This is a genomic window from Burkholderia cepacia, assembly GCF_001718835.1.
GTDB classification, from domain to species: domain Bacteria; phylum Pseudomonadota; class Gammaproteobacteria; order Burkholderiales; family Burkholderiaceae; genus Burkholderia; species Burkholderia cepacia_F.
The window spans coordinates 3,575,966-3,601,764 of the sequence record NZ_CP013443.1; the positions used below are offsets into that span (position 1 = coordinate 3,575,966).

At 68.3% G+C, this 25,799-nt stretch carries 24 protein-coding genes and 1 pseudogene; 12 read left to right on the forward strand and 13 right to left on the reverse strand.

Annotation, left to right across the window (positions count from 1 at the left end):
• Position 1: 1 nt before the first annotated feature.
• The 7 genes and pseudogenes from WT26_RS19730 to WT26_RS19760 form a co-directional block, all read right to left on the reverse strand.
• Positions 2-919: an ABC transporter permease subunit gene (locus tag WT26_RS19730; protein ID WP_021163768.1), complete on the reverse strand. Its 918-nt coding sequence runs from the start codon at positions 917-919 to the stop codon at positions 2-4.
• Positions 920-923: 4 nt separating this feature from the next.
• Entirely contained in the window at positions 924-1,934 is a 1,011-nt protein-coding gene (locus WT26_RS19735; RefSeq protein ID WP_069273610.1) for an ABC transporter permease subunit, read from the reverse strand.
• Between the two features lie 110 nt (positions 1,935-2,044).
• Positions 2,045-3,675, reverse strand: a pseudogene (locus WT26_RS19740) (ABC transporter substrate-binding protein).
• 252 nt (positions 3,676-3,927) lie between these two features.
• Positions 3,928-5,235: an MFS transporter gene (locus tag WT26_RS19745; RefSeq protein WP_069273611.1), complete on the reverse strand. Its 1,308-nt coding sequence runs from the start codon at positions 5,233-5,235 to the stop codon at positions 3,928-3,930.
• A 209-nt stretch (positions 5,236-5,444) separates the two neighbouring features.
• Positions 5,445-5,756 carry a high-potential iron-sulfur protein gene (locus tag WT26_RS19750; RefSeq protein WP_069273612.1) on the reverse strand — a complete coding sequence of 104 codons (312 nt, stop codon included), beginning with the start codon at positions 5,754-5,756 and terminating at the stop codon, positions 5,445-5,447.
• A 175-nt stretch (positions 5,757-5,931) separates the two neighbouring features.
• Positions 5,932-7,041 carry an NAD(P)/FAD-dependent oxidoreductase gene (locus WT26_RS19755; RefSeq protein ID WP_069273613.1) on the reverse strand — a complete coding sequence of 370 codons (1,110 nt, stop codon included), beginning with the start codon at positions 7,039-7,041 and terminating at the stop codon, positions 5,932-5,934.
• Between the two features lie 151 nt (positions 7,042-7,192).
• The gene (locus WT26_RS19760) at positions 7,193-8,173 is read right to left on the reverse strand and encodes an AAA family ATPase (RefSeq protein WP_069273614.1); all 981 of its coding nucleotides are present in this window, start codon (positions 8,171-8,173) and stop codon (positions 7,193-7,195) included.
• A 326-nt stretch (positions 8,174-8,499) separates the two neighbouring features.
• Between WT26_RS19760 and WT26_RS19765 the strand changes: the two genes are divergently transcribed.
• The 8 genes from WT26_RS19765 to WT26_RS19800 all read left to right on the forward strand — a co-directional run bounded on the left by WT26_RS19765 (position 8,500) and on the right by WT26_RS19800 (position 16,703).
• Entirely contained in the window at positions 8,500-8,982 is a 483-nt protein-coding gene (locus tag WT26_RS19765; RefSeq protein ID WP_069273615.1) for a hypothetical protein, read from the forward strand.
• Positions 8,983-8,988: 6 nt separating this feature from the next.
• Complete coding sequence (locus WT26_RS19770) at positions 8,989-9,813, forward strand: endonuclease/exonuclease/phosphatase family protein (RefSeq protein WP_069273616.1); 825 nt, start codon at positions 8,989-8,991, stop codon at positions 9,811-9,813.
• A 273-nt stretch (positions 9,814-10,086) separates the two neighbouring features.
• Complete coding sequence (locus tag WT26_RS19775) at positions 10,087-10,857, forward strand: ferredoxin--NADP reductase (RefSeq protein ID WP_027788896.1); 771 nt, start codon at positions 10,087-10,089, stop codon at positions 10,855-10,857.
• Positions 10,858-11,273: 416 nt separating this feature from the next.
• Positions 11,274-12,092 (forward strand): quorum system sensor histidine kinase RqpS, encoded by an 819-nt coding sequence (gene rqpS / locus WT26_RS19780; protein ID WP_069273617.1) that lies wholly within the window; start codon positions 11,274-11,276, stop codon positions 12,090-12,092.
• A 7-nt stretch (positions 12,093-12,099) separates the two neighbouring features.
• Positions 12,100-12,756, forward strand: coding sequence for a response regulator transcription factor RqpR (gene rqpR / locus WT26_RS19785; RefSeq protein WP_021157028.1), 657 nt, complete (start codon positions 12,100-12,102; stop codon positions 12,754-12,756).
• Positions 12,757-12,921: 165 nt separating this feature from the next.
• A complete protein-coding gene (locus WT26_RS19790) occupies positions 12,922-14,328 on the forward strand; it encodes an amino acid permease (RefSeq protein WP_059523065.1) in 1,407 nt (468 codons plus the stop codon).
• Between the two features lie 574 nt (positions 14,329-14,902).
• Positions 14,903-15,406: a hypothetical protein gene (locus tag WT26_RS19795; protein WP_069273618.1), complete on the forward strand. Its 504-nt coding sequence runs from the start codon at positions 14,903-14,905 to the stop codon at positions 15,404-15,406.
• Positions 15,407-15,677: 271 nt separating this feature from the next.
• Positions 15,678-16,703 (forward strand): XdhC family protein, encoded by a 1,026-nt coding sequence (locus WT26_RS19800; protein ID WP_069273619.1) that lies wholly within the window; start codon positions 15,678-15,680, stop codon positions 16,701-16,703.
• 30 nt (positions 16,704-16,733) lie between these two features.
• Here WT26_RS19800 and WT26_RS19805 read toward each other — a convergent pair whose 3' ends face one another.
• The 6 genes from WT26_RS19805 to fliE form a co-directional block, all read right to left on the reverse strand.
• On the reverse strand, positions 16,734-17,468 hold the full coding sequence (locus WT26_RS19805; protein WP_069273620.1) for a PepSY-associated TM helix domain-containing protein: 735 nt from the start codon (positions 17,466-17,468) through the stop codon (positions 16,734-16,736).
• 171 nt (positions 17,469-17,639) lie between these two features.
• Positions 17,640-17,957: an EscU/YscU/HrcU family type III secretion system export apparatus switch protein gene (locus tag WT26_RS19810; protein ID WP_069273621.1), complete on the reverse strand. Its 318-nt coding sequence runs from the start codon at positions 17,955-17,957 to the stop codon at positions 17,640-17,642.
• Positions 17,954-19,297 carry a flagellar hook-length control protein FliK gene (locus tag WT26_RS19815; protein ID WP_069273622.1) on the reverse strand — a complete coding sequence of 448 codons (1,344 nt, stop codon included), beginning with the start codon at positions 19,295-19,297 and terminating at the stop codon, positions 17,954-17,956. The genes WT26_RS19810 and WT26_RS19815 overlap by 4 nt, the downstream gene beginning before the upstream one ends.
• A 78-nt stretch (positions 19,298-19,375) precedes the next feature.
• Entirely contained in the window at positions 19,376-19,714 is a 339-nt protein-coding gene (locus WT26_RS19820) for a flagellar protein FliT (RefSeq protein WP_069273623.1), read from the reverse strand.
• Positions 19,711-20,145: a flagellar export chaperone FliS gene (fliS, locus tag WT26_RS19825; RefSeq protein WP_069273624.1), complete on the reverse strand. Its 435-nt coding sequence runs from the start codon at positions 20,143-20,145 to the stop codon at positions 19,711-19,713. The genes WT26_RS19820 and fliS overlap by 4 nt, the downstream gene beginning before the upstream one ends.
• Positions 20,146-20,256: 111 nt before the next feature.
• Positions 20,257-20,601 (reverse strand): flagellar hook-basal body complex protein FliE, encoded by a 345-nt coding sequence (gene fliE, locus WT26_RS19830; protein WP_069273625.1) that lies wholly within the window; start codon positions 20,599-20,601, stop codon positions 20,257-20,259.
• A 255-nt stretch (positions 20,602-20,856) separates the two neighbouring features.
• Between fliE and fliF the strand changes: the two genes are divergently transcribed.
• Genes fliF through fliI form a run of 4 tightly spaced genes read left to right on the forward strand, consistent with a single transcriptional unit; the run spans position 20,857 to position 25,798 of the window.
• Positions 20,857-22,620 carry a flagellar basal-body MS-ring/collar protein FliF gene (gene fliF, locus WT26_RS19835; protein ID WP_059667192.1) on the forward strand — a complete coding sequence of 588 codons (1,764 nt, stop codon included), beginning with the start codon at positions 20,857-20,859 and terminating at the stop codon, positions 22,618-22,620.
• Complete coding sequence (gene fliG / locus WT26_RS19840) at positions 22,610-23,605, forward strand: flagellar motor switch protein FliG (RefSeq protein ID WP_027788887.1); 996 nt, start codon at positions 22,610-22,612, stop codon at positions 23,603-23,605. Before fliF ends, fliG begins: the two co-directional genes overlap by 11 nt.
• A complete protein-coding gene (gene fliH, locus WT26_RS19845) occupies positions 23,598-24,281 on the forward strand; it encodes a flagellar assembly protein FliH (protein ID WP_059667191.1) in 684 nt (227 codons plus the stop codon). Before fliG ends, fliH begins: the two co-directional genes overlap by 8 nt.
• Complete coding sequence (gene fliI, locus WT26_RS19850; RefSeq protein WP_069273626.1) at positions 24,275-25,798, forward strand: flagellar protein export ATPase FliI; 1,524 nt, start codon at positions 24,275-24,277, stop codon at positions 25,796-25,798. Before fliH ends, fliI begins: the two co-directional genes overlap by 7 nt.
• Position 25,799: the final 1 nt, after the last annotated feature.

Sequence of the window (25,799 nt, forward strand, 5' to 3'; positions counted from 1 at the left end):
TTCACGCCATCCGTTTCAGTTTGGGATCGAGCGCGTCGCGCAGCCCGTCGCCGAGCAGGTTGATCGCGAGCACCGAAATCAGGATCGACAGGCCCGGCATCGTCACGATCCACCATGCGTTGTCGATGTAGTCGCGCGCGGAGGCCAGCATCGCGCCCCACTCGGCGGTCGGCGGCTGCACGCCGAGGCCGAGGAAGCCGAGCGCGGCCGCGTCGAGGATCGCCGACGAGAAGCCGAGCGTCGCCTGCACGATCAGCGGCGCCGTGCAGTTCGGCAGCACCTGCGAGAACATCAGGCGCAGCGTGCCGGCACCGGCCACGCGCGACGCCGTCACGTACTCCTTCTGCAGCTCGCCGAGCGCCGACGCACGCGTGAGACGCACATAGGCCGGCAGCGCGACGATCGCGATCGCGAACATCGTGTTGGTGAGGCCCGGGCCGATGATCGCGACGACCGCGACCGCGAGCAGCAGCGACGGCAGCGCGAGCAGCACGTCCATGATGCGCATCACGGGCGTGTCGGCCCACTTCTGGAAGAACGCGGCGACGAGCCCGAGCACGATGCCGGGGATCAGCGCGAGCACGACCGACACGAAGCCGATCCAGAACGACATCCGCGCGCCGAACATCAGGCGCGACAGGATGTCGCGGCCCGCTTCGTCGGTGCCGAGGATGAATTGCCAGTTGCCGCCCGCGAGCCACGCGGGCGGGATCTTCACGTAGTCGCGGTATTGCTCGACCGGGCTGTGCGGCGCGAGCAGCGGTGCGAGCAGCGCGACCAGGATCAGCACGATCACGACGATCCCGGCGCCGACGGCGCCGCGGTTGCGCGAGAAGTTGGCCCAGAACTCGCGCAGCGCGAGCGCACGGCCGCCGGCCGGCGCGGATTCGCTCGGCAAGGTGTTTTGCAGATTGCTCATGGAATTACCTCGTGTGGCGGATGCGCGGATTCAGCACGCCGTACAGCAGGTCGACGACCAGGTTCACGACGATCACGAGCGTCGCGATCAGCAGGATGCCGCCCTGGACGACCGGATAGTCGCGGCGGCCGATCGCATCGATCAGCCACTTGCCGACACCGGGCCACGAAAAGAGCGTCTCGGTCAGCACGGCGCCCGCGAGCAGCGTGCCGATCTGCAGGCCGATCACGGTGACGACCGGGATCAGCGCATTGCGCAGCGCATGCACGACGACCACGCGCGCGGGCGACAGCCCCTTCGCGCGTGCGGTGCGGATGTAGTCCTCGCGCAGCACTTCGAGCATCGACGAGCGCGTCATCCGCGCGATCACCGCGAGCGGGATCGTGCCGAGCACGATCGCGGGCAGGATCAGGTGGCTGACCGCCGACTTGAACGCGCCTTCGTCCGGCGCGAGCAACGCGTCGATCAGCATGAAGCCCGTCGGGTGCGGGAAGTCGTATTCGACGGCGATGCGCCCCGACACGGGCGTCCAGCCGAGGGTCGACGAAAACACCATGATGAGGATCAGCCCCCACCAGAAGATCGGCATCGAGTAGCCGGTGAGCGCGGTGCCCATCACGCCGTGATCGACGACCGAACCGCGCCGCAGCGCGGCGATCACGCCGGCCGGCAGGCCGACCGCGAGCGCGAACACGAGCGCGCACAGCGACAGTTCGACGGTCGCCGGGAAGCGCGCGAAGAACTCGCCCGCGACGCTCGTGTTGGTGATGATCGACGTGCCGAGGTCGCCATGCAGCGCCCGGCCGATGTAGTGGAGGTACTGCATGGGCAGCGGCTGGTCGAGCCCGAGGCGTTTCATCGCCTCCGCATGCATTGCGGGATCGACGCCGCGCTCGCCCATCATCACTTCGATGGGGTCGCCCGGTATCAGGTGAATCAGCGCAAACGCCAGGATGGTGATGCCGATGAAAGTCGGGATCACCATCCCCACGCGGCGCAACACGAATGTGAACATGATGCGTCTCGTATTTTCTTGTGGGAAATGTGCGACCGGCGACGGGAAGCTTTTGGCCTCCCGCCGCCGGATGAATTAGCCGGTCTTCGCGACAGCTTACGACAGGCGTATTACTTCACGCCGACACCGTCGAAGCGGGCATAGCCGAGCGGCTCGATACGCATGTCGACCACGTTCTTGCGCACCGGCTGGTAGACCGTCGAGTTGGCGATCGGCGAGAACGGCAGCTGTTGCGCGAAGATCTGCTGGGCCTGCGTGTAGAGCTTCGTCCGCGCGTCCTGGCCCGTCGTCGTGCGGCCCTTCTGGACCAGCTCGTCGAACGGCTTGTAGCACCAGTGCGAGAAGTTGTTGCCCTTGATCGCTTCGCAGCCGAGCAGCGTGCCGAGCCAGTTGTCCGGATCGCCGTTGTCGCCCGTCCAGCCGATCAGCATCGTGTCCTGCTCGCCCGAAAATGCGCGCGCTTGATGTACTCGCCCCACTCGTACGTGACGATCTTCGCCTTCACGCCGATCTTCGCCCAGTCGGCCTGGATCATCTCGGCCATCAGGCGGGCGTTCGGGTTGTACGCGCGCTGCACGGGCATCGCCCACAGCGTGATCTCGAAGCCGTTCGGGAAGCCCGCCTTCGTGAGCAGCGCCTTCGCCTTCGCGGTGTCGTACGCGGGCATCTTCAGGTTCTTGTCGTACGACCATTGGGTCGGCGGCATCGGTGCGCTCGCGGCCTGGCCCGCGCCCTGGTAGACGGATTCGAGGATCGCCTTCTTGTTGATCGCCATGTCGAGCGCCTGACGCACTTCGAGCTTGTCGACCGGCTTGTGCTCGACGTTGTACGCGAGGTAGCCGAGGTTGAAGCCGGCCTGCGACGGCATGTCGATGCCCGCATCGGCCTTCAGCGTCGCGATGTCGGCCGGACGCGGATAGCTCATCACCTGGCATTCGTTGCGCTTGATCTTCTGCACGCGCACGCCCGGGTCGGGCGTGATCGAGAAGATCAGCTTCGAGAGCTTCACTTCGCCCTTCTTCCAGTAATCAGGATTGCCGTCGAACCGGATCGTCGCATCCTTCGTGTAGCTGCGGAAGATGAACGGGCCCGTGCCGACCGGCTTCTGGTTGATGTCGGCGGCCTTGCCGGCCTTCATCAGCTGGTCGCCGTATTCGGCCGACAGGATCGACGCGAATTCCATCGCCATGTTCTGGATGAACGGCGCATTCGGCTCGGCGAGCGTGAACTTCACGGTGTACGGATCGACCTTCTCGACCTTCGTGATCAGCTTGTCGAGGCCCATGTCGGTGAAGTACGGGAACGATACCGGGTACGCCTTGCGGAACGCCTGGTTCGGGTCGAGCATGCGCTGGAACGTGAACAGCACGTCGTCCGCGTTGAATTCACGCGTCGGCTTGAAGAAGTCGGTCGTGTGGAACTTCACGCCGTGGCGCAGGTGGAACGTGTACACCTTGCCGTCGGACGATACGTCCCATTTCTCGGCGAGGCCCGGCTCGACCTTCGTGCCGCCGCGCTCGAATTCGACGAGGCGGTTGTAGACGGTGAACGTGGCGGCGGTGAAATCGACGCCGGTCGTAAATTGCGCGGAATCGAAGCCCGCCGGGCTGCCTTCTGAGCAGTAGACGAGCGTTTTGTTCGGGATCTGTGCGAATGCAGAACCCGCGACGCCGAGCGATGCCGCTGCCACGCCTGCAATGGCGGTAACACGCAGGGTATGCAACAGACGGTTGTATTCCATGTTTCCTCCAGGTCTCCAGGTCGGAACCGGCCCGCCAGGGGCCGGCGTACGCGGATATTACTTGAGCTAACGATGTGGCAACAAGCTGGAGAAAAAACTCGTCCCGGTGCGCCGGCGCGGGGTGCGCGGATGTTTCCGGCGGATGACGGCGGCCCGGGCGCGCGCGAGCGGCGGTTCCGCTGATGCAGCGCGTGTTTCCTTGGTCAACTAAACACCCTCCGCGCTGCGGCGGACGGCGCGACGCCCGGCGGCTCAGCGGCGCGCGTCGAGGTCGGCGCTGCGCGCGGGCACGAACGCGACCGCGACGATCGACAGCGCGATCCCCGCCATCACGTAGTAGGTCGGCGCGAGCGGCGTGCCCGTGACCTTGATCAGCCACGTGACGATGAACTGCCCGAAACCGCCGAACAGCATCACCGCGACGTTGTACGCGATCGACAGCCCGGTCGAGCGCACGTTGGCCGGAAACAGCTCGGCGATCATCGCGCCGAACGGCCCGTAGTAGCCCGCGAGCGTGATCGACAGCACGGCCTGCACCGCGATCAGCCGCGCGATGCTCGGCGCCGCGTCGAGCCACGCGAACAGCGGATACATCAGCGCGAGCGTCAGCACCAGCGACCACAGCGACAGCCCCTTGCGGCCGATGCGGTCCGACCACGCGCCCGCGACCGGCGACAGCACCATCAGCAGCAGGTTGCCGACGATCACCGCGTAGAACGATTCCGCGTAGGGCAGCTTCAGCTGCTTCACCGCGAAGGTCGGCAGATAGCTGATCAGCACGTAGATCGTCACCGTCAGCGCGATCACCGAGCCGAGCCCGCACAGCACCTCGCGCGGGTGGCGCGTGAACACTTCGCCGAGCGTCGCGCGGCGCGCGTTCTGCTGCGCATGCAGGAACGCTTCGGAATCGGCGAGATGGCGGCGGATGTAGAAGCCGATCGGGCCGATCACGAGCCCGAGGATGAACGGCACCCGCCAGCCCCAGCTGCGCAGCGCATCGTGCGACAGCCCGCGCGTGACGGCCGCGCCGACGAGCGCGCCGATCAGCAGCGCGGCCGCCTGGCTCGCCATCTGCCAGCTGCCGTAGAAGCCGCGTTTCGAGAACGGCGCGGCCTCGATCAGCAGCGCCGTCGCACTGCCGAATTCGCCGCCCGCGGAGAAGCCCTGCAGCAGGCGGCCGAGCACGATCAGGATCGGGCCGCCGATGCCGATCGCCGCATAGGGCGGCGCGACCGCGAGCAGGAAGATGCCGGCCGTCATCAACAGGATCACGAGCGACAGCGCAGCCTTGCGGCCGGCGCGATCCGCGTACAGCCCGAACACGATGCCGCCGATCGGGCGCATGAAGAACGCGACGCCGAACGTCGCGGTCGTCAGCAGCAGCGACGAATATTCGCTGGAGGTCGGGAAGAACAGCTCGGCGATCACGACCGTCATGAAGCCGAACACCGTGAAGTCGTACCACTCGAGCGCGTTGCCGATCACGGCGGCGAACACCGCGCGGCGGTTCAGCGCACGCTCGGGCCGGATCGTTTTCGTTGAATTCGCAATCGTCGCCATGCGTGCCTCGTCCTCGTGAAATGGTTCGGTGCGGAGGTGCGACGCGGGGTGCCGCTGCGACGCGCTGGTTTGCAGCGAGTGTAGAAAGCGACGGAACCGTTTTCAAGCAATAAAAAACGCCCGCCATCGAACGATGGCGGGCGTATCGGGGCTCGCGTGAAATTGCGGCACCGCACGATGCCGCGCAGGCGGTTCGGGCAGTGCGGGCGTTATGCCATCTTCGAGAAGGCGCTGCACCAGCCCTTCGCCGACACCTGCTTGCCGGGGAAGGCGCCGCACGGGCCCGAGGCCGAGCCCTTCTTGCCCTGGTACAGCATGCAGGCCGCGCAATCCTGGCCCGCTGCGTATTTCGGGTACTTCGTCTTGTCGACCTTCGTGGCATCGGCCTTGTAGCCGAGCGCCACGGCGGTCGGATCGGTTTCCGACAGCATCGGCGCATCGGCCAGCGCTTCGCGCGACAGCGCCAGCGCGGACACGGCACCAATGCTCGTAATCAGGAAACTCCGACGGGATGTTTTCATGGGGGACTCGCTCCAACGTTATCGGTTTGAAAGCTGTTCTGGCGACAGCCGTTCGACAGAATAACGCTCACGCCAGCGAATGTGCGGCCCGAAATGCCGGAGATAAGAAATTTCGCAAAGTCGCGCCACGCGGCCGCCACACTGCCGCGACACCGCCGCCATCAGCCGCGCGAAATCACCCGCGCGCCGTCATTTCACCGACCCGCTGCGCGAGCGCGAGCGACGCGGTGAGCCCCGGCGACTCGATGCCGAACAGGTTCACGAGCCCGCGCACGCCGTGCTGCGCCGCGCCCTGCACGATGAAATCGGCCGGCGGCTCGCCGGGCCCCGCGAGCTTCGGCCGGATGCCCGCGTACGCCGGCTGCAGCGCGTCGTCGGGCAGCGCCGGCCAATACGCGCGGATCGGTGCGTAGAACGCCTCCGCGCGCGCCGGATCGACTTCGTAGCGCAGCGAATCGCACCACTCGACATCCGGGCCGAAGCGCGCCTGCCCGGCGAGATCGAGCGTCAGGTGCACGCCGAGCCCCGCGCGATCGGGCATCGGGTAGATCAGGTGCGAGAACGGCGCGCGGCCCGACAGGCTGAAGTAATTGCCGCGCGCGAGATAGAGCGGCGGCACCCAGCGCGGGTCGAGGCCGCGCGTGCGGCGCGCGAGCGCCTGCGCGCCGAGGCCCGCGCTGTTGATCACGCACGCGGCCTCGATCTCGGCGGGCGCGTCGCCGCCCGTGCGCACGACGAAGCGCCCGCCGCGCAGCACGTCGATCGATTCGACCGGGGATTTCAGCGCGCACACGGCGCCGTCGCGCTCGGCGTCGCCGAGCAGCGCGAGCATCAGCTGGTGGCTGTCGACGATGCCGGTGGACGGCGAGAACAGCGCCTCGACGCATTCGAGCGCGGGCTCGAGCGTCTGCGCCTCGGCACGCGTGAGCGGCATCAGGTCGAGCACGCCGTTTTCGGCCGCGCGCGCGGCGATCGCCTTCAGCTGCTTCACCTGCGCGGCGCTCGTGGCGACGAGCAGCTTGCCGGCGCGCCGGTGCGGCACGTGATGCGTCTCGCAGAATTCGTACAGCAGGTCGCGCCCGTGCACGCACGACGTCGCCTTCAGCGACCCGCGCGGATAGTAGAGCCCCGCATGGATCACTTCGCTGTTGCGCGAACTCGTACCCGTGCCGATCGCATCGGCGGCCTCGAGCACGAGCGTTTCACGCCCGCGCGCGGCCAGTTCGCGCGCAATCGCAAGACCGACGACGCCCGCGCCGATCACGACACAATCCATCTGCTCCATGACGTTTCGCGCCGCTAGCGCGTCGAGGGGAGAGAAGAGAATTGTACGTCCCGGTCCACACGCATGCAGGACACATGTGTAGCCGGATGTTTCTCGCCGATCCCGCGTCGCCGGCAACGACTCTCCCTGGTATCCCGAGTGATCCCGAGTGTCAGAAGCCGATCGGCCGGCGCTTCGCGGCGCCCTCGTCGGCCCGGATGTCGCGCGGCCCGATCGCGTCGCGCCCGTCGAGCCGGGCGGCGCCGAATGCGTGCAGCAGCGCGCGGCGCATCGTGCGCGGCGGTGTCGCGGCCAGCACGTCGAGCGCGTCGTCGCCCAGGGTATCCGGGAAGCGCCGCCCCCACGCATGCGACGTGCGGATCTCGTCGTAGATCGTCTGCGCGATCCGGCGCGCGCCGGCCGCATCGGGCGGCTCGATCTCGTACACGTTCATCCGGTTGAGCAGCGGCTCCGGGATCGCCTGCGCATCGTTCGCGGTCGCGATCCAGATCACGTTGCCCGCATCGATCGGCACTTCCGCGAATTCGTCGATGAACGCGCGCGCGGTGTCGTGCTCGAGCAACGCGTACAGCGCGCCGAGCGGATCGTATTGCGCATCGCTGCCGGCCTTGTCGATCTCGTCGACCGCAATCACCGGGTTCGCGTAGCTGCCGTTCACGAGCGCATCGAACACCTTGCCGGGCTTCGCGTTCTTCCATTGCGACGACGCCCCCGACAGGATCCAGCCGGCCGTCAGCGAACTCATCGGCACGTAGTGGTACGCGGTGCCGAGCAGCTGCGCGAGCGCCTTCGCGAAATGCGTCTTGCCGATGCCCGGGGGCCCGAGCAGCAGGATCGGCATCAGTTCGAGCCGGTCGTCCGTTTCGAGGCACAGCGCGATCTGCTTGCGCACGTCGTCGAGCGGCTCGGCGAAATTGGGCAATGCCTCGCCGAGCGCGTCGAACGACGGCATTCGGTTCGGCTTCACGCAGAAGCGCAGATTGCCCGTCTTGAGCATCCTCTCGTAGGTAGCGCGCAGTGCGTCGCTCGCGCTCTCGTTCAGGTCGCTCAGCGCCGCCTCGACCTGTTCGAGGTCGTACACCGTGCTGAAGGACGCCACCGCCAGTTCCTGTTTCACCATCGCCGTCGTCATACCAACCTCGCACCCGCTTGCTTGCCGCACCATCAGACCCTTACGATTTCAGTGTAGCGATCCCGCATCCCCGCGCAAGCAAGCAGCCGCGCGCGTGTGCTGCTGACAGCCGGCGCGCGCGGCAGGTTCGTGCGACGGCACATAGGATCGACGCGCGGCGTTCACGCGTTTTTTGCTTGAAAACGCGCAATGCGCACTTACCTTTCAAGCAGGACCACATCGCGCGACACACGCGTCGCGCCGCCTCCGGTCGCATCGCGGCCGATGCCGATCGGGCGTAAGATGTGCGTCCGTTCCCCGCTATCGCGCATTCCCGGAGACGTTTCATGCTGAAACACGGCCTGGCCGTCCTGCTCGCGAGCATCGCGCTCGCCGCCCATGCGCAGAGCCCCGCGCCGGCCTCCGTCGCGTGGGAGATCCAGGTGGTACGCGACGGTCAGACCATCGACACGTTCCAGCAGCGCACCACCGTGGGTCAGACCCGCACCGACACCCATCGCTATCCGTCCGCCGTGCCGGTCGGCTGCGGCAATGCCGCGCGCGTCGTGCCGACCGAGCGCTCGCGCTCGGTGACGGTCGCGCCGCTTGCGGTCGACGCGAATGCGATCTCGCTCGCGCTCGACGTGCAGGAAACGCTCGACGATCCGGACGCGAAGCCGAGCGATCCATGCCTGCCGAGCTCGCCGCGGCAAATCGTCGCGAGCCACCCCGGCCTGACGGTCGGCGCCGACGCGTGGACCGACTGGACGCTCGTCGAACAGCGTCCGCACCTCGTGTACCGCGTGCGCGCGCACGTCAGCAAGGACTGAGCCGACATGCAAGCGCCCGATGCCCTGTCCGTCCCGTTCGCCGAACCGCACGCCGCGCCCGACGAAATCACCGCGGTGAGCTGGAACCTGCACAAGGGCCGCTCGCCGCTCGGCTTCACCGCGTGGAACGCGATGCGCAACTGGATGCAGTCGACGCACGCCGACGTGTACTTCCTGCAGGAAGCGATGGCGCGCCGCATGCCGCGCCCGATGCTCGCCCCCGGCTTCGGCGCGCCGATGGACGACGCGGTCGACGACGTGTGGCACTGCCAGGCCACCGAGATCGCGCAGGCGCTCGACTGGCAGATCGCGCTCGGGCCGAACGTGTTCAAGCCGTCGTGGCGGCACGGCAACGCGATCCTGTCGCCGCATCCGCTCGACCTCGGCGGCCGCTGGGACATCTCCGCGCACCGCTTCGAGCGGCGCGGGCTGCTGGTCGCACGGGCGACGCTCGCGGGCGCGCGACCGGTCACGCTGCTGTGCGCGCACCTCGCGCTCACGCGCGCCGCACGGCTGCGCCAGATGCACTGGATCGCGCACTGGATCGTGCGCAACGCGGGCGACGGCCCGCTGATGCTGGCCGGCGACTTCAACGACTGGCGCAACGATTCGGTCGCGCTGTTCGGCGAGATCGGGTTGTCCGAGGTCGCGACGCTGCTCGGCGAATCGGGCCGCACGTTCCCCGCGTTCTCGCCGGCGCTCGCGCTCGACAAGATGTTCGTGCGCGGGCTGACGCCGCTCGAATGGCGCGCGCCGTCCGGCGAGGCCGCGTGGCTGTCGGATCACCTGCCGTACATCGCGCGCCTGCGCCTCGATCCGCCGCAAACCTGAGCGGCGCGGCGGCGCCCGCGCTCGTCGGCCTCGGCGCGAAACTCGCCGCCGATCGATGAAAGCGAATCGAAAGACAACGTTGCGCCAAATCCGCGCCTGTGCCGGGGGCAAGCGCGCGATTGGCACAGTCAAGGTAAAATAACGAGTTCCTCAATCGTCTGTCATCGAGAAGGCGCGTGTCCGACGCGCCGGCCGGCCGATCCCCGGATCGGGTCGACGCCCTCGTTTTTCGCCCATTGCACGCGTCTGCTACGCGCGTCCGTTTTCAAAGCCATGAGCAAATACGACACCGCCACCGTCCAATCCGTCCATCACTGGACCGACACGCTGTTCAGCTTCACCTGCACCCGTGAGGCGAGCCTGCGCTTCAACAACGGCGAATTCACGATGGTCGGCCTCGAAGTCGACGGCAAGCCGCTCGCGCGCGCTTACTCGATCGTCAGCCCGAACTACGAAGAGCATCTCGAATTCTTCAGCATCAAGGTGCAGAACGGCCCGCTGACGTCGCGCCTGCAGCACCTGAAGGTGGGCGACACGGTGCTGATCGGCAAGAAGCCGACGGGCACGCTGGTTGCCGACAACCTGCTGCCGGGCAAGACGCTGTGGATGCTGTCGACGGGCACGGGCCTCGCGCCGTTCATGTCGATCATCCGCGATCCGGACATCTACGAACGCTTCGACAAGGTGATCCTGACGCACACGTGCCGCCTGAAGGGCGAGCTCGCGTACATGGACTACATCAAGCACGACCTGCCGGGCCACGAGTACCTCGGCGACATCATCAAGGAAAAGCTCGTCTACTACCCGACGGTCACGCGCGAAGCGTTCGACAACGAAGGCCGGATCACCGACCTGATCGCGACGGGCAAGCTGTTCACCGATCTCGACGTCCCGCCGTTCTCGCCGGAAAACGACCGCGTGATGCTGTGCGGCAGCACCGCGATGCTGAAGGACACGACCGACCTGCTGAAGCAGGCCGGCCTCGTCGAAGGCAAGAACAGCGCGCCGGGCCACTATGTGATCGAGCGCGCATTCGTGGACTGATCGATCCCCATATTTGCGCGTCATCAAGAACCGGAGCGAAAGCTCCGGTTTTTTTTCGTCCCTACTTGGCGAATTCGTAACAAATTGGGATCATCCCATCTCAAATAGTTACATTTGGATACGTCATCGTCCGGTGCTCGGGTGTCAGTGTTTTTCCTACAACACGTTCATTCCGATTATTCACATTTACCCTTAAATGTCCCGCCCGTCATGACTTTTCAAGAATTTTTGAGATATTATTCGCCGCGCGCGGTTGCCGTTCGGATGAGAGTGGAAGGGTCGGATGCAAGTGTTACAAGACGTAACTTTTGTTACTCTGGCAGGTGACAAATTCCGTCAGGGAGCCGCGCCTTCTGCGGCTTCCGGCACACGCCGCCGACCGGTGTCTGAACCGCTTTCTGACAGCAGGGAGAGTCATGGATACGTCGCTTAACGCGCCTTTGGGCGCCCACGCCCCGTTCCCGTCGCAGCAGCCGTCGCCGGCCTGCGCCCCCGCCCCGTTGCCTTGCACGACTGCCGCCGGCCGCGATGCGCTCGCCGCGCGGATCACCGAACTGTCCGCCGCACTGTTCGCCGCCGACGAAGCGGCTCGCCGCCACCTGGCCGGCGAGTTGCACGACGGGCTCGGCGCCGAACTCACCGCCGCGCGTTTCGCGCTCGCGAACATCGACACCTGGCTGCCCGCCGACGCGCCCGAAGGCTGCCGTCGCGCGCTCGATCTCGCGCAGCGCGCGCTCGACGCCGCAACCGACGCGAATCGCCGGCTGATCGACGAGCGCGGCACGCCGGCGCTCGACGGCGGGCTCGTGCGCGCGCTGTCGGCCTGGATCGACACCCATGCGGCACGCACGGGCCTGCGCACCAGCTTCGTGTGCGCGGCCGATGCCCGCCTGACGCAGATCGCCGGCGCCGGCGCACTCGCGGTGTTCCGCGTCGCGCAGGAAGCGTTGTCGAACGTCGCGAAGCACGCCCGCGCGACGTCCGTCGACGTGCGGATCGTCGCCGACGGCACGCATCTGTCGCTGAGCGTTGCCGACGACGGAATCGGTTTCGCGCGCGCGCACCGTCACGGCTACGGTCTCGCCGGCATGCGCGCCCGCTGCGAGGCGTTCGGCGGCAGCTTCGAACTGGCCTCGCCGGCCGCCGGCCGCGGCGCCCGGCTCGCCGCGCGGTTCGCGTGGGACGCGCTGTTCGCGGCGCCGGCAACGGCGCGCCGCGCCTTCCCGATTTCGTGAGGTCGTCATGAGCCTGAACATCCTGCTCGTGGACGATCACGCGATCGTCCGGCAAGGGATCCGCCAGTTGCTGATCGACCGTGGCGTCGCGCGCGACGTCACCGAAGCCGAGAACGGCGGCGACGCCATGGCCGCCGTCGACAAACAGGAATTCGACGCGATCCTGCTCGACATTTCGCTGCCGGACACGAACGGCATCGAAGTGCTCAAGCGTCTCAAGCGCAAGCTGCCGCGCACGCCGGTGCTGATGTTCTCGATGTACCGCGAGGATCAGTACGCGGTACGCGCGCTGAAGGCCGGCGCCGCCGGCTACCTGTCGAAGACGGTCAACGCCGCGCAGATGATCGGCGCGATCCAGCAGGTCGCGGCCGGCCGCAAGTACGTGAGCCCCGCGATGGCCGAGGCGCTCGCCGAATACGTGTCGTTCGAGAACGAGCCGCTGCCGCACGAGAAGCTGTCCGACCGCGAATACCAGACGCTCTGCATGCTCGCGTCGGGCAAGCGGCTCACCGACATCGCGAACACGCTGTCGCTGTCCGTGAAGACGGTGAGCGTGTACCGGTCGCGGCTGCTCGAGAAGATGCGGCTGTCGAACAATGCGGAACTCACGTTCTACGTGATGAGCAACCAGCTCGTCGACATGGCGCCCACGGCCGGCGCCTGATACGCGCGCCGGCACGCCGGCCGGCGTGCCCAAGCGCTTGTTTTGCCTGACGATCCCGCCGCCCGGTGCTGCACCGCGGCGAATCGTCTCGGCCAGATCGGTTAAAATTGCGGGTTTTCACTCAGTCAGCGCTACGCGCCCGCGCGCGCTGGCGATTCATCCGCAATGTCTCTCTTCCGCAAGAAAAACGTCGATCGCATGATCGCCGGCGCGCATGCCGCCGGGCTCAAGAAAGCGCTCGGCGCGATCGACCTCACCTTCCTCGGCATCGGCGCGATCATCGGCACCGGCATCTTCGTGCTGACCGGTACCGGCGCCGTGCAGGCCGGTCCCGCGCTGATGCTGTCGTTCGTGATCGCCGCGATCGCATGCGGCCTCGCGGCGCTGTCGTACGCGGAATTCGCGTCGACGATCCCCGTCGCCGGCTCGATCTACACGTACTCGTACGCGACGCTCGGCGAACTCGTCGCGTGGATCATCGGCTGGGACCTGATGCTCGAATACGGCCTCGCGTCGTCGGCCGTGTCGGTCGGCTGGTCGGGCTACCTGCAGTCGCTGCTGCAGGGCTTCGGGCTGACGCTGCCGACCGTGCTGACGGCCGCGCCCGGCGCGGTGCCGGGTGTCGTCACGTGGTTCAACCTGCCCGCGTTCCTCGTGATGATCGTGATCACCACGCTGCTGTCGATCGGCATCCGCGAGTCGACCCGCATCAACAACATCATGGTGTTCATCAAGGTGTCGGTCGTGCTGCTCGTGATCGCGGTCGGCCTGTTCCACGTGACGCCCGCGAACTGGCAGCCGTTCATGCCGCACGGCTGGAACGGCGTGTTCGGCGCCGCGGCCGTGATGTTCTTCGCGTTCATCGGTTTCGACGCGGTGTCGTCGGCGGCCGAGGAAGTGAAGAATCCGAAACGCGACCTGCCGATCGGCATCATCGCGTCGCTCGCGGTGTGCGCGGTGCTGTACGTGACGGTCGCCGCGGTCGCGACCGGCATCGTGCCGTCGGCCCGGTACGCGAACATCTCGCACCCGATCTCGTATGCGCTGCAGGTTGCCGGCGAGACCTGGGTGGCGGGCTTCATCGATCTCGGCGCCGTGCTCGGCATGCTGACCGTGATCCTCGTGATGAGCTACGGCCAGACGCGCGTGATCTTCGCGATGTCGCGCGACGGGCTGCTGCCGGCGACGCTGTCGCGCGTGCACCCGCGCTACGCGACGCCGTTCCTGACGACCTGGCTCGTCGGCCTGTTCTTCGGGCTGATCGCCGCACTCGTGCCGCTCAACGTGCTCGCCGAGCTGATCAACATCGGCACGCTCGCGGCGTTCTCGATGGTGTCGATCGCGGTGCTCGTGCTGCGCCGCACGCACCCCGACCTGCCGCGCGCGTTCCGCTGCCCCGGCGTGCCGGTCGTGCCGATCCTCGCGGTCGCATCGTGCCTGTTCCTGATGCTGAACCTGCAGCCGATCACGTGGGCCGCGTTCGGCATCTGGCTCGTGATCGGCCTCGTGATCTACTTCCTGTACTCGCGTCACCACTCGAAGCTCGCGCACGGTCGCCACGACGCGCATTGAGCGCCGCCGCTGCGCGCGAGCGCCGCGCGCAGCGGTGCGACGCCCAGCAGGGCCGGATGCCGGCCCTGCGCACTTCTTCGCCCTTCCTCCCAGGCACCCGCCGCACCGTGCACGGCGGGCTCATTTCCGCGGAACCGGCAACGATCCGCACACCGGTTCAATTCTTCGTCCAGCGGTCCCAATGCAGTCGGATTCAATACATTTCAATTAATCAATCGACGCATCGTGCACTCTGACCAAATTACAAAGAAATGAAAAAATAATCGGCGGATCGACATTGACCTATTTCAACCGCGAAACTAGTATTCAGAACGATCATCGTTGCCATCCGGCCTTTCTCCACGGAAGCGCCGAGCAGCTGCGCACATCACGCGGCATCACGAGAACGATATTGTGGAGACAGCTTTCGGATCATTCCCATTCGCACCGCCGTTCCCGCGGCGAGATTTTCACGCCCCATTAACCGGCTTGCACAAAACCGGATAATTCGCTTGCCTGACTGTATTGAATTGCCTCCGTTTGGAGGCATAGTGCGGCACTGTCCGAAGTTCAACAAGAACCAGAGAGGTCTGTCATGAGCAATACATTGGTCAACGTCACGGCGAAGGTCGAAATCAGCGCGGCAAATGCCAAAATCGCCGAACTCAAGGATTTTCAGAGCCGGAACTGGGCGATCGGGCTGAACGGGGATACGCTGGCCCCGGATAGCTTCCTATCCTTCTTCACCGAACGCAACCTGCCGTTCAGCTACTACGTCCGCGCGCGTGGCGTCTCGGTCGGCGAGCCGAGCGCATACCAGGCGAACATCGAGACGCTGACGCAGCACATCGCCGCGATTCGCGCGTCGGAAGCGCTCGCCGTCGGCGCAACGATCCGCGAGCTCGAGCTGTACAAGTCGCGGAACTGGGCGATCGGCCTGAACGGCACGACGCTGCAGCCGGACAATTTCCTGCCGTTCTTCGGCACCCGTTCCGTGCCGTTCGAGTATTACGTGCGCAGCGGCGGCGTCGAGCTTGGCTCGCCGAACGCGTACGACAACAACATCCGCAACCTCCAACAGTACCTGAGCGCGCTGTGACGCAGCGTCCCGCCGGGTTCTCGCGCCTGCCCGGCGGGTGAATCGGCGCCGTCCCGCTGAAGTCGGCCGGGACGGCGCGCATTCGGGGCGCATACACCCTGCGTCGCCTCAGCGGTCGCCCGGTATTCGGGTGTCCCATTGCTTCGCACATCCCTCCTTTTCCGCCGAGCCCATCCACCCGGCGCCTGCACGCCTGCGCGCGGCGGTTCATAATCGCGCCATCGAACGGCGGCCCGCATCGGCGGGCGCGCCCGGCAACAGGAAGAAGATGATGGAAAGCGTCGATCTCGATGTATTGAAATCCAGCGCGCGCTGGCTCGAAGAAGGCCGCCGCGTGCTGCTCGTGACGGTCGTGAAGACCTGGGGCTCGTCGCCGCGTCCCGAAGGCGCGATGCTCGCGGTGCGCGAGGACGGGCTCGTGGTCGGTTCCGTGTCCGGCGGGTGTATCGAGGACGACCTGATCGCCCGCGTGCATGCGAGCGGCATCGCGGCCGACGCGCGCCCGGAAGCGCTCAAGTACGGCGTGACGGCCGAGGAAGCGCATCGCTTCGGGCTGCCTTGCGGCGGCACGATCCAGCTCGTGCTCGAGCCGCTCACGCGCGACAGCGGGATTGCCGCGCTGTGCGCGGAAGTCGAGGCCGGGCGCCTCGTCACACGCACGATGACGCTGGCGACGGGCCGCGCATCGCTGTCGCCCGCGCAGGCCGCCGACGGGCTCGCGTTCGACGGCGAGCGGCTCGTGACGATCCACGGGCCGCGCTACCGGATGCTCGTGATCGGCGCCGGCCAGTTGTCGCGCTATCTGTGCCAGATCGCGGTCGGGCTCGACTACCAGGTGACGGTGTGCGATCCGCGCGAGGAATACACCGATGCGTGGGACGTGCCGGGCACGCGCGTCGTGCACACGATGCCCGACGATACGGTGCTCGACATGAACCTCGATGCGCGTTCGGCCGTGATTGCACTGACGCACGATCCGAAGCTCGACGATCTCGCGCTGATGGAGGCGCTGAAGACGCCCGCGTTCTACGTGGGCGCGCTCGGCTCGCGGCGCAACAACGCGGCGCGGCGCGAGCGGCTGCGCGAATTCGATCTGAGCGAAGCGGAACTGGCCCGGCTGCACGGGCCGGCCGGCATCTACATCGGCAGCCGGACGCCGCCGGAAATCGCGATCTCGATCCTCGCCGAGATCACCGCCGCGAAGAATCACGTGTCGCTGCCGACGATCCTGCAGGTCGAAGGCGCGAAGGCCGCGCGGGAGATCGCCGCGCGCGGCGGCGAGGCCTGCGGCATCTGAGCCGCGGCCCCCGCGGCGCCAAACGAGCCTCTAGACGAGCCCCGCGACGAGCGCCGCGGCGACCGAACCGACCACCAGCACGACGCCGACCGTACGGCGCTTGTTCAGCTCGGTCCACAGCAGCACGCCGGTCAGCGACAGCAGGATCAGCGAGCCCGCGATCGTATCCATCAGCAGCACCCAGCCGAGATTCATCCCGACGCCGCGATGCAGGTTGTTCAGCGTCGTCAGGAACGAGTTGCCCGTACGCTTCACCGAGACATAGCCGTTGCCGACCCAGTATTCGGCCTGCAGGTTCTGGTGCGGGCCGAACAGGCCGAACTGCCAGTGCTCCGGCTGCATCACGCGCTTGTCGCCCCACGCAACGGGCTGCGCGGCGTCCTTGCGCACGCGCCCCGGCTTGCCGTCGAAATTCAGCTCGCGCTGCAGCCACTTCGTCATCGCGGCAGGCGTCTTCGGCACCGGATCCGGCAGCGCGATCTGCATCTCCTCGACCTGCGGCTCGCCTGTCGAAATCTTCAGCGGCGGCGCGCGGTGGTTGAGCAGCACGCCCGTCACGCCGAACAGCAGCCCGAGCACCGCGCCCCACAGCCCGACCCAGCCGTGCACCTTGCGCAGCCACTTGATGAAGGTCGCGCGGCGCGAACGCTGGCGGCGCGCGGCCCGTTCGTCGTCGCTCAGCGGGCGGGCCGCCGGGTGCAGCACGGTGACGCCGGCACGGGGCGTACCCGCTTGGGGCGTATCGATCGTTTCGGGCGCGTTCACGCGAAAGGTTCCATTCGTTCAAAACAACGGGCGGCGCGCAAAGCGTGCGCGCCGCCCGGGTAGCATGAAAATGAGAATGGATATCATTACATAAATTGAGGCGGGGCTCAATCGGCGAGCCCGTGCAGGCCAGGGCCTGTTCACGCTAATAACAGGCTTGCGCTGGCCGCGTCAGCGCAGCGGCGGCAGCGGAAAGTCAGGCGGCGCGCCGCCCGCCCCTGCGTCGGCGCGCTCGAGCGCGTACAGCCATGCGAGCAGATCCGCGACCGCCTGGTAGAGCTGCGGCGGAATCCGGTCGTCGAGGTCGACCTGCATCAGCAGCGACACCATCTCCGGCGCCGTATGCACGTACAAGCCCGCATCGTGCGCGCGCGCGACGATCATCTCGGCGAGCACGCCGTAGCCCTTCGCGACCACGCGCGGTGCCGCATCGCCCCCCTTCGGATCGTAGACGAGCGCGGCCGCGCGCTTGCGGGACGATCCGCTCATCGCGCGCCTCCGTCGTCGGCGCCGCCGCCGCGCACATAGGCAGCCGCGGCCGCCTTCGCGGCGACCGCGTCGAAGCCGTCCGGGCCGTCGTCGACCGCGCGGATCGACAATCCTCCCACCCGCAGCCCCGACACCTCGAGCCGCTGCCGCAGCGCGGCCTCGTGCCGTGCGAGCCGGCCGGCGCCGATCTCGTTCGCGCGCAGCCGCGCGACGAGCTGTTCGCCGTTCAGCACCAGTTCCGCGTCGACCGTGCCGAGCGACGGCAACGTCAGCGTCAGGCGCGTGCGCCACGCGATGCCGTCGCCCGGGCCGTCGTCGCCGCGCGGCGCGCGGCTGCCCGGATCGTCCGGCTCGATCGTCCAGTCGAGCCGCGCGCCGGGCCATGCCTCGCCCGTCCAGCGGAACTGGTCGGTGGCGAGTGCGTCGAGCTGCTGCCTGACGAGCGGCACGGCGGCCGGATGCACGGTCACCGGCGCCGCGCCCTGCGCGTCGGACGACGCAGCGTCGGCCAGCGCGGCGCGCGCGGGGGTCCAGCGGGAATCGGCGGTTTCGGGGCGCGCGTCGGCGGCGCCGGCGCCGCGCGCGTGCACCGCGTCGGGCCCGAGAAAGTCGTGCGCGGGCGCGCGCGGCGGCGCGCCGGCCGGCGTGCCCTGCCCCGGCGTCTGCTGGGCCGCCGCGCGAGGCGCGGGCGACGGCAGCGGCAAGCGGGCGTCGAGCAGGTCGTCGAGCACGCTGTCGGCCGCCGGCGGATGCGCGTCGGCGGGCGCGAGCAGGCGCGCCTGCGGCTCGCGCATCAGCGCCGCGAGCGGCCGCTGGCCGGCCAGCCACTGCGCCAGATGGGATTCGTAGAAAAGACCGCTTTCGCTCACGGCCTGCGCGAGCGCGGTGCGCAGCGCCGCGACCGGCGGCGCGGCCGACGCATCGCGCACCGCCTGCGCGGACGATGCGGCCTGGCCGGACGGGAGCGCCGCCTGGCGCGCCGCGTCCGGTGGCACGGCCGCGCGCGCGCCGCCCGGCGCCTGCGCCGCCGGATCAGCCAGCAGCACGGTCGGATCGGCGAGCAGCGGCGTGCGGCCGACGACCGCCGGCGTCGCGTCGCCGCCGAAACGGGAGATCGCGTCGAGCACGCGCCCGACATCGGACAGCGCCGTCTGCGCGGACGCTTGCGGGATCGACGCCGCAGGCGGCACCGGCGGCGCCGGCGCCGCGGAGGCGCCGGTGGCCTGCGCACCGACCTGCGCCGCCGCCCCGCCGCCGGACGGGGGCGACACGACGCCGGTCAGCAGGCTGTCGAGGCGGCTCGCCAGCAGCGCGGCCGCAACGGAGTCGATACCGGTCATGATCGGAGCCTGCTCACCTATGCAACATCGATGCGAATTCGGAAACCGGCGGCGCCGGGCGCGGCGCAACCCGCGCCGTCAGCCGCGCGCGCGCGCCTGGTACAGGTCGGTCAGCACCTTGGTCGAGCGCCGCGCCTCGAACAGCGCGGACAGCCGCGCGACGTCCGGGCTCGCGAGATCGCGGATCGCGGCGTCGTCGGCCAGGATGCGGCGGATCAGGTCGAGCTTGCGGGCGAGTTCGGCCTCGTCGAGCGCGATGCCCTGCCCGGCCTCCTTCAGCCCGTCGACGAGCTGCAGGTATTCCTCCTGCAGCCCCGGCAACGCGCTCCAGTCGGCGCTGCGGGCGGCGCCCAGCATGCGGCCCGATACGGCGGCGAGCGCCTCGTAACGCGCGAAGTACTGTTCCTTCCGGTTCATCTTTGCTGGTCCGCGGCCTGCTGGGCAGCCATCCGCGCGACTTCCGGGGCGATCCCCGTCCATGCTTCCTCGAGCGTCGCGAGCAGCCCGTCGACCTCGACCAGCATCGCGTCGCTCGCCTGCGCGTTCGCCTGCAGCAGGCGCTTGCCGATGTAGCTGTACAGCGCATCGAGGCGCGCCGCGATGTCGCCGCCCGCGTCGCGGTTCAGCGACGCCTTCAGCCCGCTCTCGACGATCCGGATCGCCTTGCCGATCGCATCGCCGCGCGCGGATACGTTGCCCTGCTGCAAATGCATGCGCGCCAGCGCAACCGCCTGCCGCGCGCCCTGGTACAGCATCGCGATCAAACGGTGCGGGGAGGCGCCCATCACCCCGGTCTCGACGCCGACACGCGCGTATGCACTGGCTCCAGCGTGTCCTGGGGAAAACATGCGCTTCTCCTTGTTATGCGTTGGATCTGGATAGCCTGCGCCCGCGACGCGGCTGACTCCCGGAGTTATCGGAAATGAAGTTAAAAGCTTTAGGCGAAACCGAGGGCCCTGTCAGACCGGCATCTGCATGATGTCGTTGTAAGCGCTCACCAGCTTGTTGCGGACCTGGAGCCCGAACTGGAAGCCGATGTTGGCTTTCTGCATGTCGACCATCACGTCGTTCAGCGACACGTTCGGCGCGCCGACCTCGAACGCCTGCGCCTCGCCGAGCGCGTGCTGCTGGTCGCCGCTGATCTTGTCGAGCGACGCCTTCATCGCGCTCGCGAACGTGCCGGCCGTCGCCGCGCCGGAACCGGCGACCGCCGCGCTCGGGCTCGCCGCGCCGCTTGCCGCCTGCGCGGCCATCGACTGCATCTGTTGCAACACCGAACCGATTCCGCTGACGTTCGCAGTCATGCTGTTTCCCCATCCAGAAAAGAGGGCCCGTTCGGGCCGGACCGGGCGGGCCGTCGGCGCGTATCGCACGCCCGCCATACCGGATCGCGAAAAAGGATAGCAGCGCGCCGCGCGTCAAAGCCGAGAAAGTACGGGGGAAACCCCGCTCTTTTCAGTCGATCGGAACAGGGCCCGGTTCACGATAATCGCATCGTGTCATTGTCCGCCCGCTCGTCCGAGCGAGCTCAGTCGTCCCGCTCCGGAGAAACTCGACGCATGGATTCGCAGGCCAACTCGCTGATCAACCCAGACGCCCGCGCGGGCCTCGCCAGCCCGGCGCCCGGCGCCGCCGCGGCCGCCGCGTTGCCGGGCGCGGGTGGCGCAGGCGCGGACTTCGGGCTTGGCGGCTTCGCGGAACGCATTCCCGGCATCTCGCGGATGAAGGGCAACCCGAAGCTGCCGTTCCTGATCGCCGTCGCGTTCGCGGTCGCAGTGATCGCCGCGCTCGTGCTGTGGAGCCGCGCGCCCGACTATCGCGTGCTGTACAGCAACCTGTCGGATCGCGACGGCGGCGCGATCATAACCGCGCTCCAGCAGGCAAACGTTCCCTACAAGTTCGCCGATGCCGGCGGCGCGATCCTCGTGCCGTCGAACCAGGTGCATGAAATGCGCCTGAAGCTCGCCGCGATGGGGCTGCCGAAGGGCGGCTCGGTCGGCTTCGAGCTGATGGACAACCAGAAGTTCGGCATCAGCCAGTTCGCCGAACAGATCAACTACCAGCGCGCGCTCGAAGGCGAGCTGCAGCGCACCATCGAATCGATCAACGCCGTGCGCGGCGCGCGCGTGCATCTCGCGATCCCGAAGCCGTCGGTGTTCGTGCGCGACAAGGAAGCGCCGAGCGCGTCGGTGTTCGTCGACCTCTACCCGGGCCGCGTGCTCGACGAGGGCCAGGTGCAGGCGATCACGCGGATGGTGTCGTCCGGCGTGCCCGACATGCCCGCGAAGAACGTGACGATCGTCGACCAGGACGGCAACCTGCTGACCCAGACCGCGTCGGCATCCGGTCTCGACGCGAGCCAGCTCAAATACGTGCAGCAGGTCGAGCACAACACGCAGAAGCGCATCGACGCGATCCTCGCGCCGATCTTCGGCACGGGCAACGCGCGCTCGCAGGTCAGCGCGGATCTCGATTTCTCGAAGGTCGAGCAGACGTCGGAAAGCTACGGCCCGAACGGCAATCCGCAGCAATCCGCGATCCGCAGCCAGCAGACCAGCAGCGCGACCGAGCTCGCGCAGGGCGGCGCGTCGGGCGTGCCGGGCGCGCTGTCGAACACGCCGCCGCAGCCGGCGTCCGCGCCGATCGTCGCCGGCAACGGCCAGAACGCGCCGCAGACGACGCCCGTGAGCGACCGCAAGGACCAGACGACCAACTACGAGCTCGACAAGACGATCCGTCACCTCGAGCAGCCGATGGGCAGCGTGAAGCGGCTGTCGGTCGCGGTCGTCGTCAACTACCAGCCGGTCGCCGACGCGAAGGGCCACGTGACGATGCAGCCGCTGCCGCCGGCGAAACTCGCGCAGGTCGAGCAGCTCGTGAAGGATGCGATGGGCTACGACGCGAAGCGCGGCGACTCGGTGAACGTCGTGAACAGCGCGTTCTCGACCGCGAGCGACCCGTACGCCGACCTGCCGTGGTGGCGCCAGCCCGACATGATCGCGATGGCGAAGGAAGCCGCGAAGTGGCTCGGCATCGCGGCGGCCGCGGCGGCGCTCTACTTCATGTTCGTGCGCCCGGCGATGCGCCGCGCGTTCCCGCCGCCCGAGCCGGTCGCGCCGGCGCTCGCGGCGCCGGAAGATCCGGTCGCGCTCGACGGCCTGCCGGCGCCGGAGAAGGTCGAAGAACCCGACGCGCTGCTGCTCGGCTTCGAAAGCGAAAAGAACCGTTACGAACGCAACCTCGACTACGCGCGCTCGATCGCCCGCCAGGATCCGAAGATCGTCGCCACCGTCGTGAAGAACTGGGTGTCCGATGAACGCTGAAGGCTTGACCAAGAGCGCGCTGCTGCTGATGTCGATCGGCGAGGAAGAGGCCGCGCAGGTATTCAAGTTCCTCGCGCCGCGCGAGGTCCAGAAGATCGGCGCCGCGATGGCCGCGCTGAAGAACGTCACGCGCGAGCAGGTCGAGGACGTGCTGCAGGAATTCGCGAAGGAAGCGGAGCAGCACACCGCGCTGTCGCTCGATTCGAGCGACTACATCCGCTCGGTGCTGACCAAGGCGCTCGGCGAGGACAAGGCCGGCGTACTGATCGACCGCATCCTGCAGGGCAGCGACACGAGCGGCATCGAGGGCCTGAAGTGGATGGACTCGGGCGCGGTGGCCGAACTGATCAAGAACGAGCATCCGCAGATCATCGCGACGATCCTCGTGCACCTCGACCGCGACCAGGCATCCGAGATCGCGTCGTGCTTCACCGAACGCCTGCGTAACGACGTGATGCTGCGGATCGCGACGCTCGACGGCATCCAGCCGGCCGCGCTGCGCGAACTCGACGACGTGCTGACGGGCCTGCTGTCCGGCAGCGACAACCTGAAGCGCAGCCCGATGGGCGGCATCCGCACCGCGGCCGAGATCCTGAACTTCATGACGAGCGTGCACGAGGAGGGCGTGCTCGAAAGCGTGCGCCAGTACGACGCCGATCTCGCGCAGAAGATCGTCGACCAGATGTTCGTGTTCGAGAACCTGCTCGACCTCGAGGACCGCGCGATCCAGATGGTGCTCAAGGAAGTCGAGTCGGAAACGCTGATCATCGCGCTGAAGGGCGCGCCGCCCGCGCTGCGCCAGAAGTTCCTCGCGAACATGTCGCAGCGCGCGGCCGAACTGCTCGCCGAGGATCTCGACGCGCGCGGCCCGGTGCGCGTGTCCGAAGTCGAGACGCAGCAGCGCCGCATCCTGCAGATCGTTCGCAACCTGGCCGAGAGCGGCGCGATCGCGATCGGCGGCAAGGCGGAAGACGCGTATGTCTGATTCGGCGAGCGATCGCGCGGGCACCCTCACCGCCTACCAGCGGTGGGAGATGGCGTCGTTCGACCCGCCGCCGCCCCCGCCGCCGCCCGACGACGCGGCAGCGGCCGCCGCCGCGCTCGCCGAGGACCTGCAACGCGTGCGCGACGCCGCGCACGCCGAAGGCCATGCGGCCGGCCACGTCGAAGGTCAGGCGCTCGGCTACCAGGCCGGTTTCGAGCAAGGCCGCGAACAGGGGTTCGAAGCCGGCCAGGCCGACGCGCGCGAACAGGCCGCGCAGCTCGCGGCGCTCGCCGCGTCGTTCCGCGAAGCCGTGTCGAGCGTCGAGCACGATCTTGCCGCCGACATCGCGCAGCTCGCGCTCGACATCGCGCAACAGGTCGTGCGCCAGCACGTGAAGCACGACCCGGCCGCGCTCGTCGCGGCCGTGCGCGACGTGCTCGCGGCCGAACCCGCGCTGTCCGGCGCGCCGCATCTCGCGGTGAATCCGGCCGACCTGCCCGTCGTCGAAGCCTATCTGCAGGACGATCTCGATGCGCTCGGCTGGAACGTGCGCACCGACGCGTCGATCGAGCGCGGCGGCTGCCGCGCGCACGCCGCGACCGGCGAGGTCGACGCGACGCTGCCCACGCGCTGGCAGCGCGTCGCCGCCGCGATCGGCAAGGTGAGCACGTGGTGACGCGGCCGCCCGAAGCGCTCGCGCACGACGGCCTGACGCCGCTCGAACGCGAGCTCGCGCTCGCGTCGTTCGGCCCCGACGCCCCGCACGAGCCCGCGCCGCCCCCCGCGGCCGCCGACACCGCGCCGCGCGCACCGCACAACCCGCATCTCGCGCACTGGCGCACGCACCTGAACGGCCTCGCCGCGCGCAGCCGCCGCGCGCTGCCGCTGCGCCCGTGCGGACGCCTGACGCGCGCGGCCGGCCTCGTGCTCGAGGCGATCGGGCTGCGCCTGTCGGTCGGTGCCGAATGCACGATCGAACTGCCGCCCGGCAGCACGCTGCCGCACGCGGAAGCGGAAGTCGTCGGCTTCGCCGGCGACCGCCTGTTCCTGATGCCGACCACCGACGTCGCCGGCGTGCTGCCCGGTGCGCGCGTCTGGCCCCGCGAAACCGCGCCGGTGGCCGATCCGCTCGCGGGCGCGAAGCGTTTGCCGGTCGGCTGGGAGATGCTCGGGCGCGTCGTCGACGCGTCGGGCCGCCCGCTCGACGGCCTCGGCCCGCTCGCGTCGAAGGTCGACGCGCCGCTGTCGGCGCCGTCGATCAACCCGCTCGAGCGCGAACCGATCCACCACGTGCTCGATGTCGGCGTGCGTGCGATCAACGCGCTGCTCACCGTCGGCCGCGGCCAGCGGATGGGCCTGTTCGCCGGCTCCGGCGTCGGCAAGTCGGTGCTGCTCGGCACGATGGCGCGCTACACGAGCGCGGAAGTGATCGTGATCGGGCTGATCGGCGAACGCGGCCGCGAAGTGAAGGAGTTCATCGAACAGATCCTCGGCGAGGACGGGCTCGCGCGCTCGGTCGTCGTCGCGGCGCCGGCCGACGTATCGCCGCTGCTGCGGATGCAGGGCGCGGCCTATGCGACGTCGCTGGCCGAGTATTTCCGCGACCAGGGCAAGCACGTGCTGCTGCTGATGGATTCGCTGACGCGCTACGCGATGGCGCAGCGCGAGATCGCGCTCGCGATCGGCGAGCCGCCCGCGACCAAGGGTTACCCGCCGTCGGTGTTCGCGAAGCTGCCGGCGCTCGTCGAGCGCACCGGCAACGGGCCGGAGGGCGGCGGCTCGATCACCGCGTTCTACACGGTGCTGACCGAAGGCGACGACCAGCAGGACCCGATCGCCGATTCGGCGCGCGCGATCCTCGACGGCCACGTCGTGCTGTCGCGTGCGCTCGCCGAAGCCGGCCACTATCCGGCGATCGACATCGAGGCGTCGATCAGCCGCGCGATGACCGCGCTGATCGACGAAACGCATCTCGACCACGTCCGGCAGTTCAAGCAGATGCTGTCGCGCTACCAGCGCAATCGCGACCTGATCGCGGTCGGCGCGTACGCGCCCGGCCGCGACGCGCAGCTCGATCGCGCGATCGCGCTCTATCCGCGCATCGAGGCATTCCTGCAGCAGGGCTTTCGCGAATGCGCGCCGTTCGCGTCGAGCCTCGCCGGGCTCGATGCGCTGTTCACCCACGGAGGCTGAC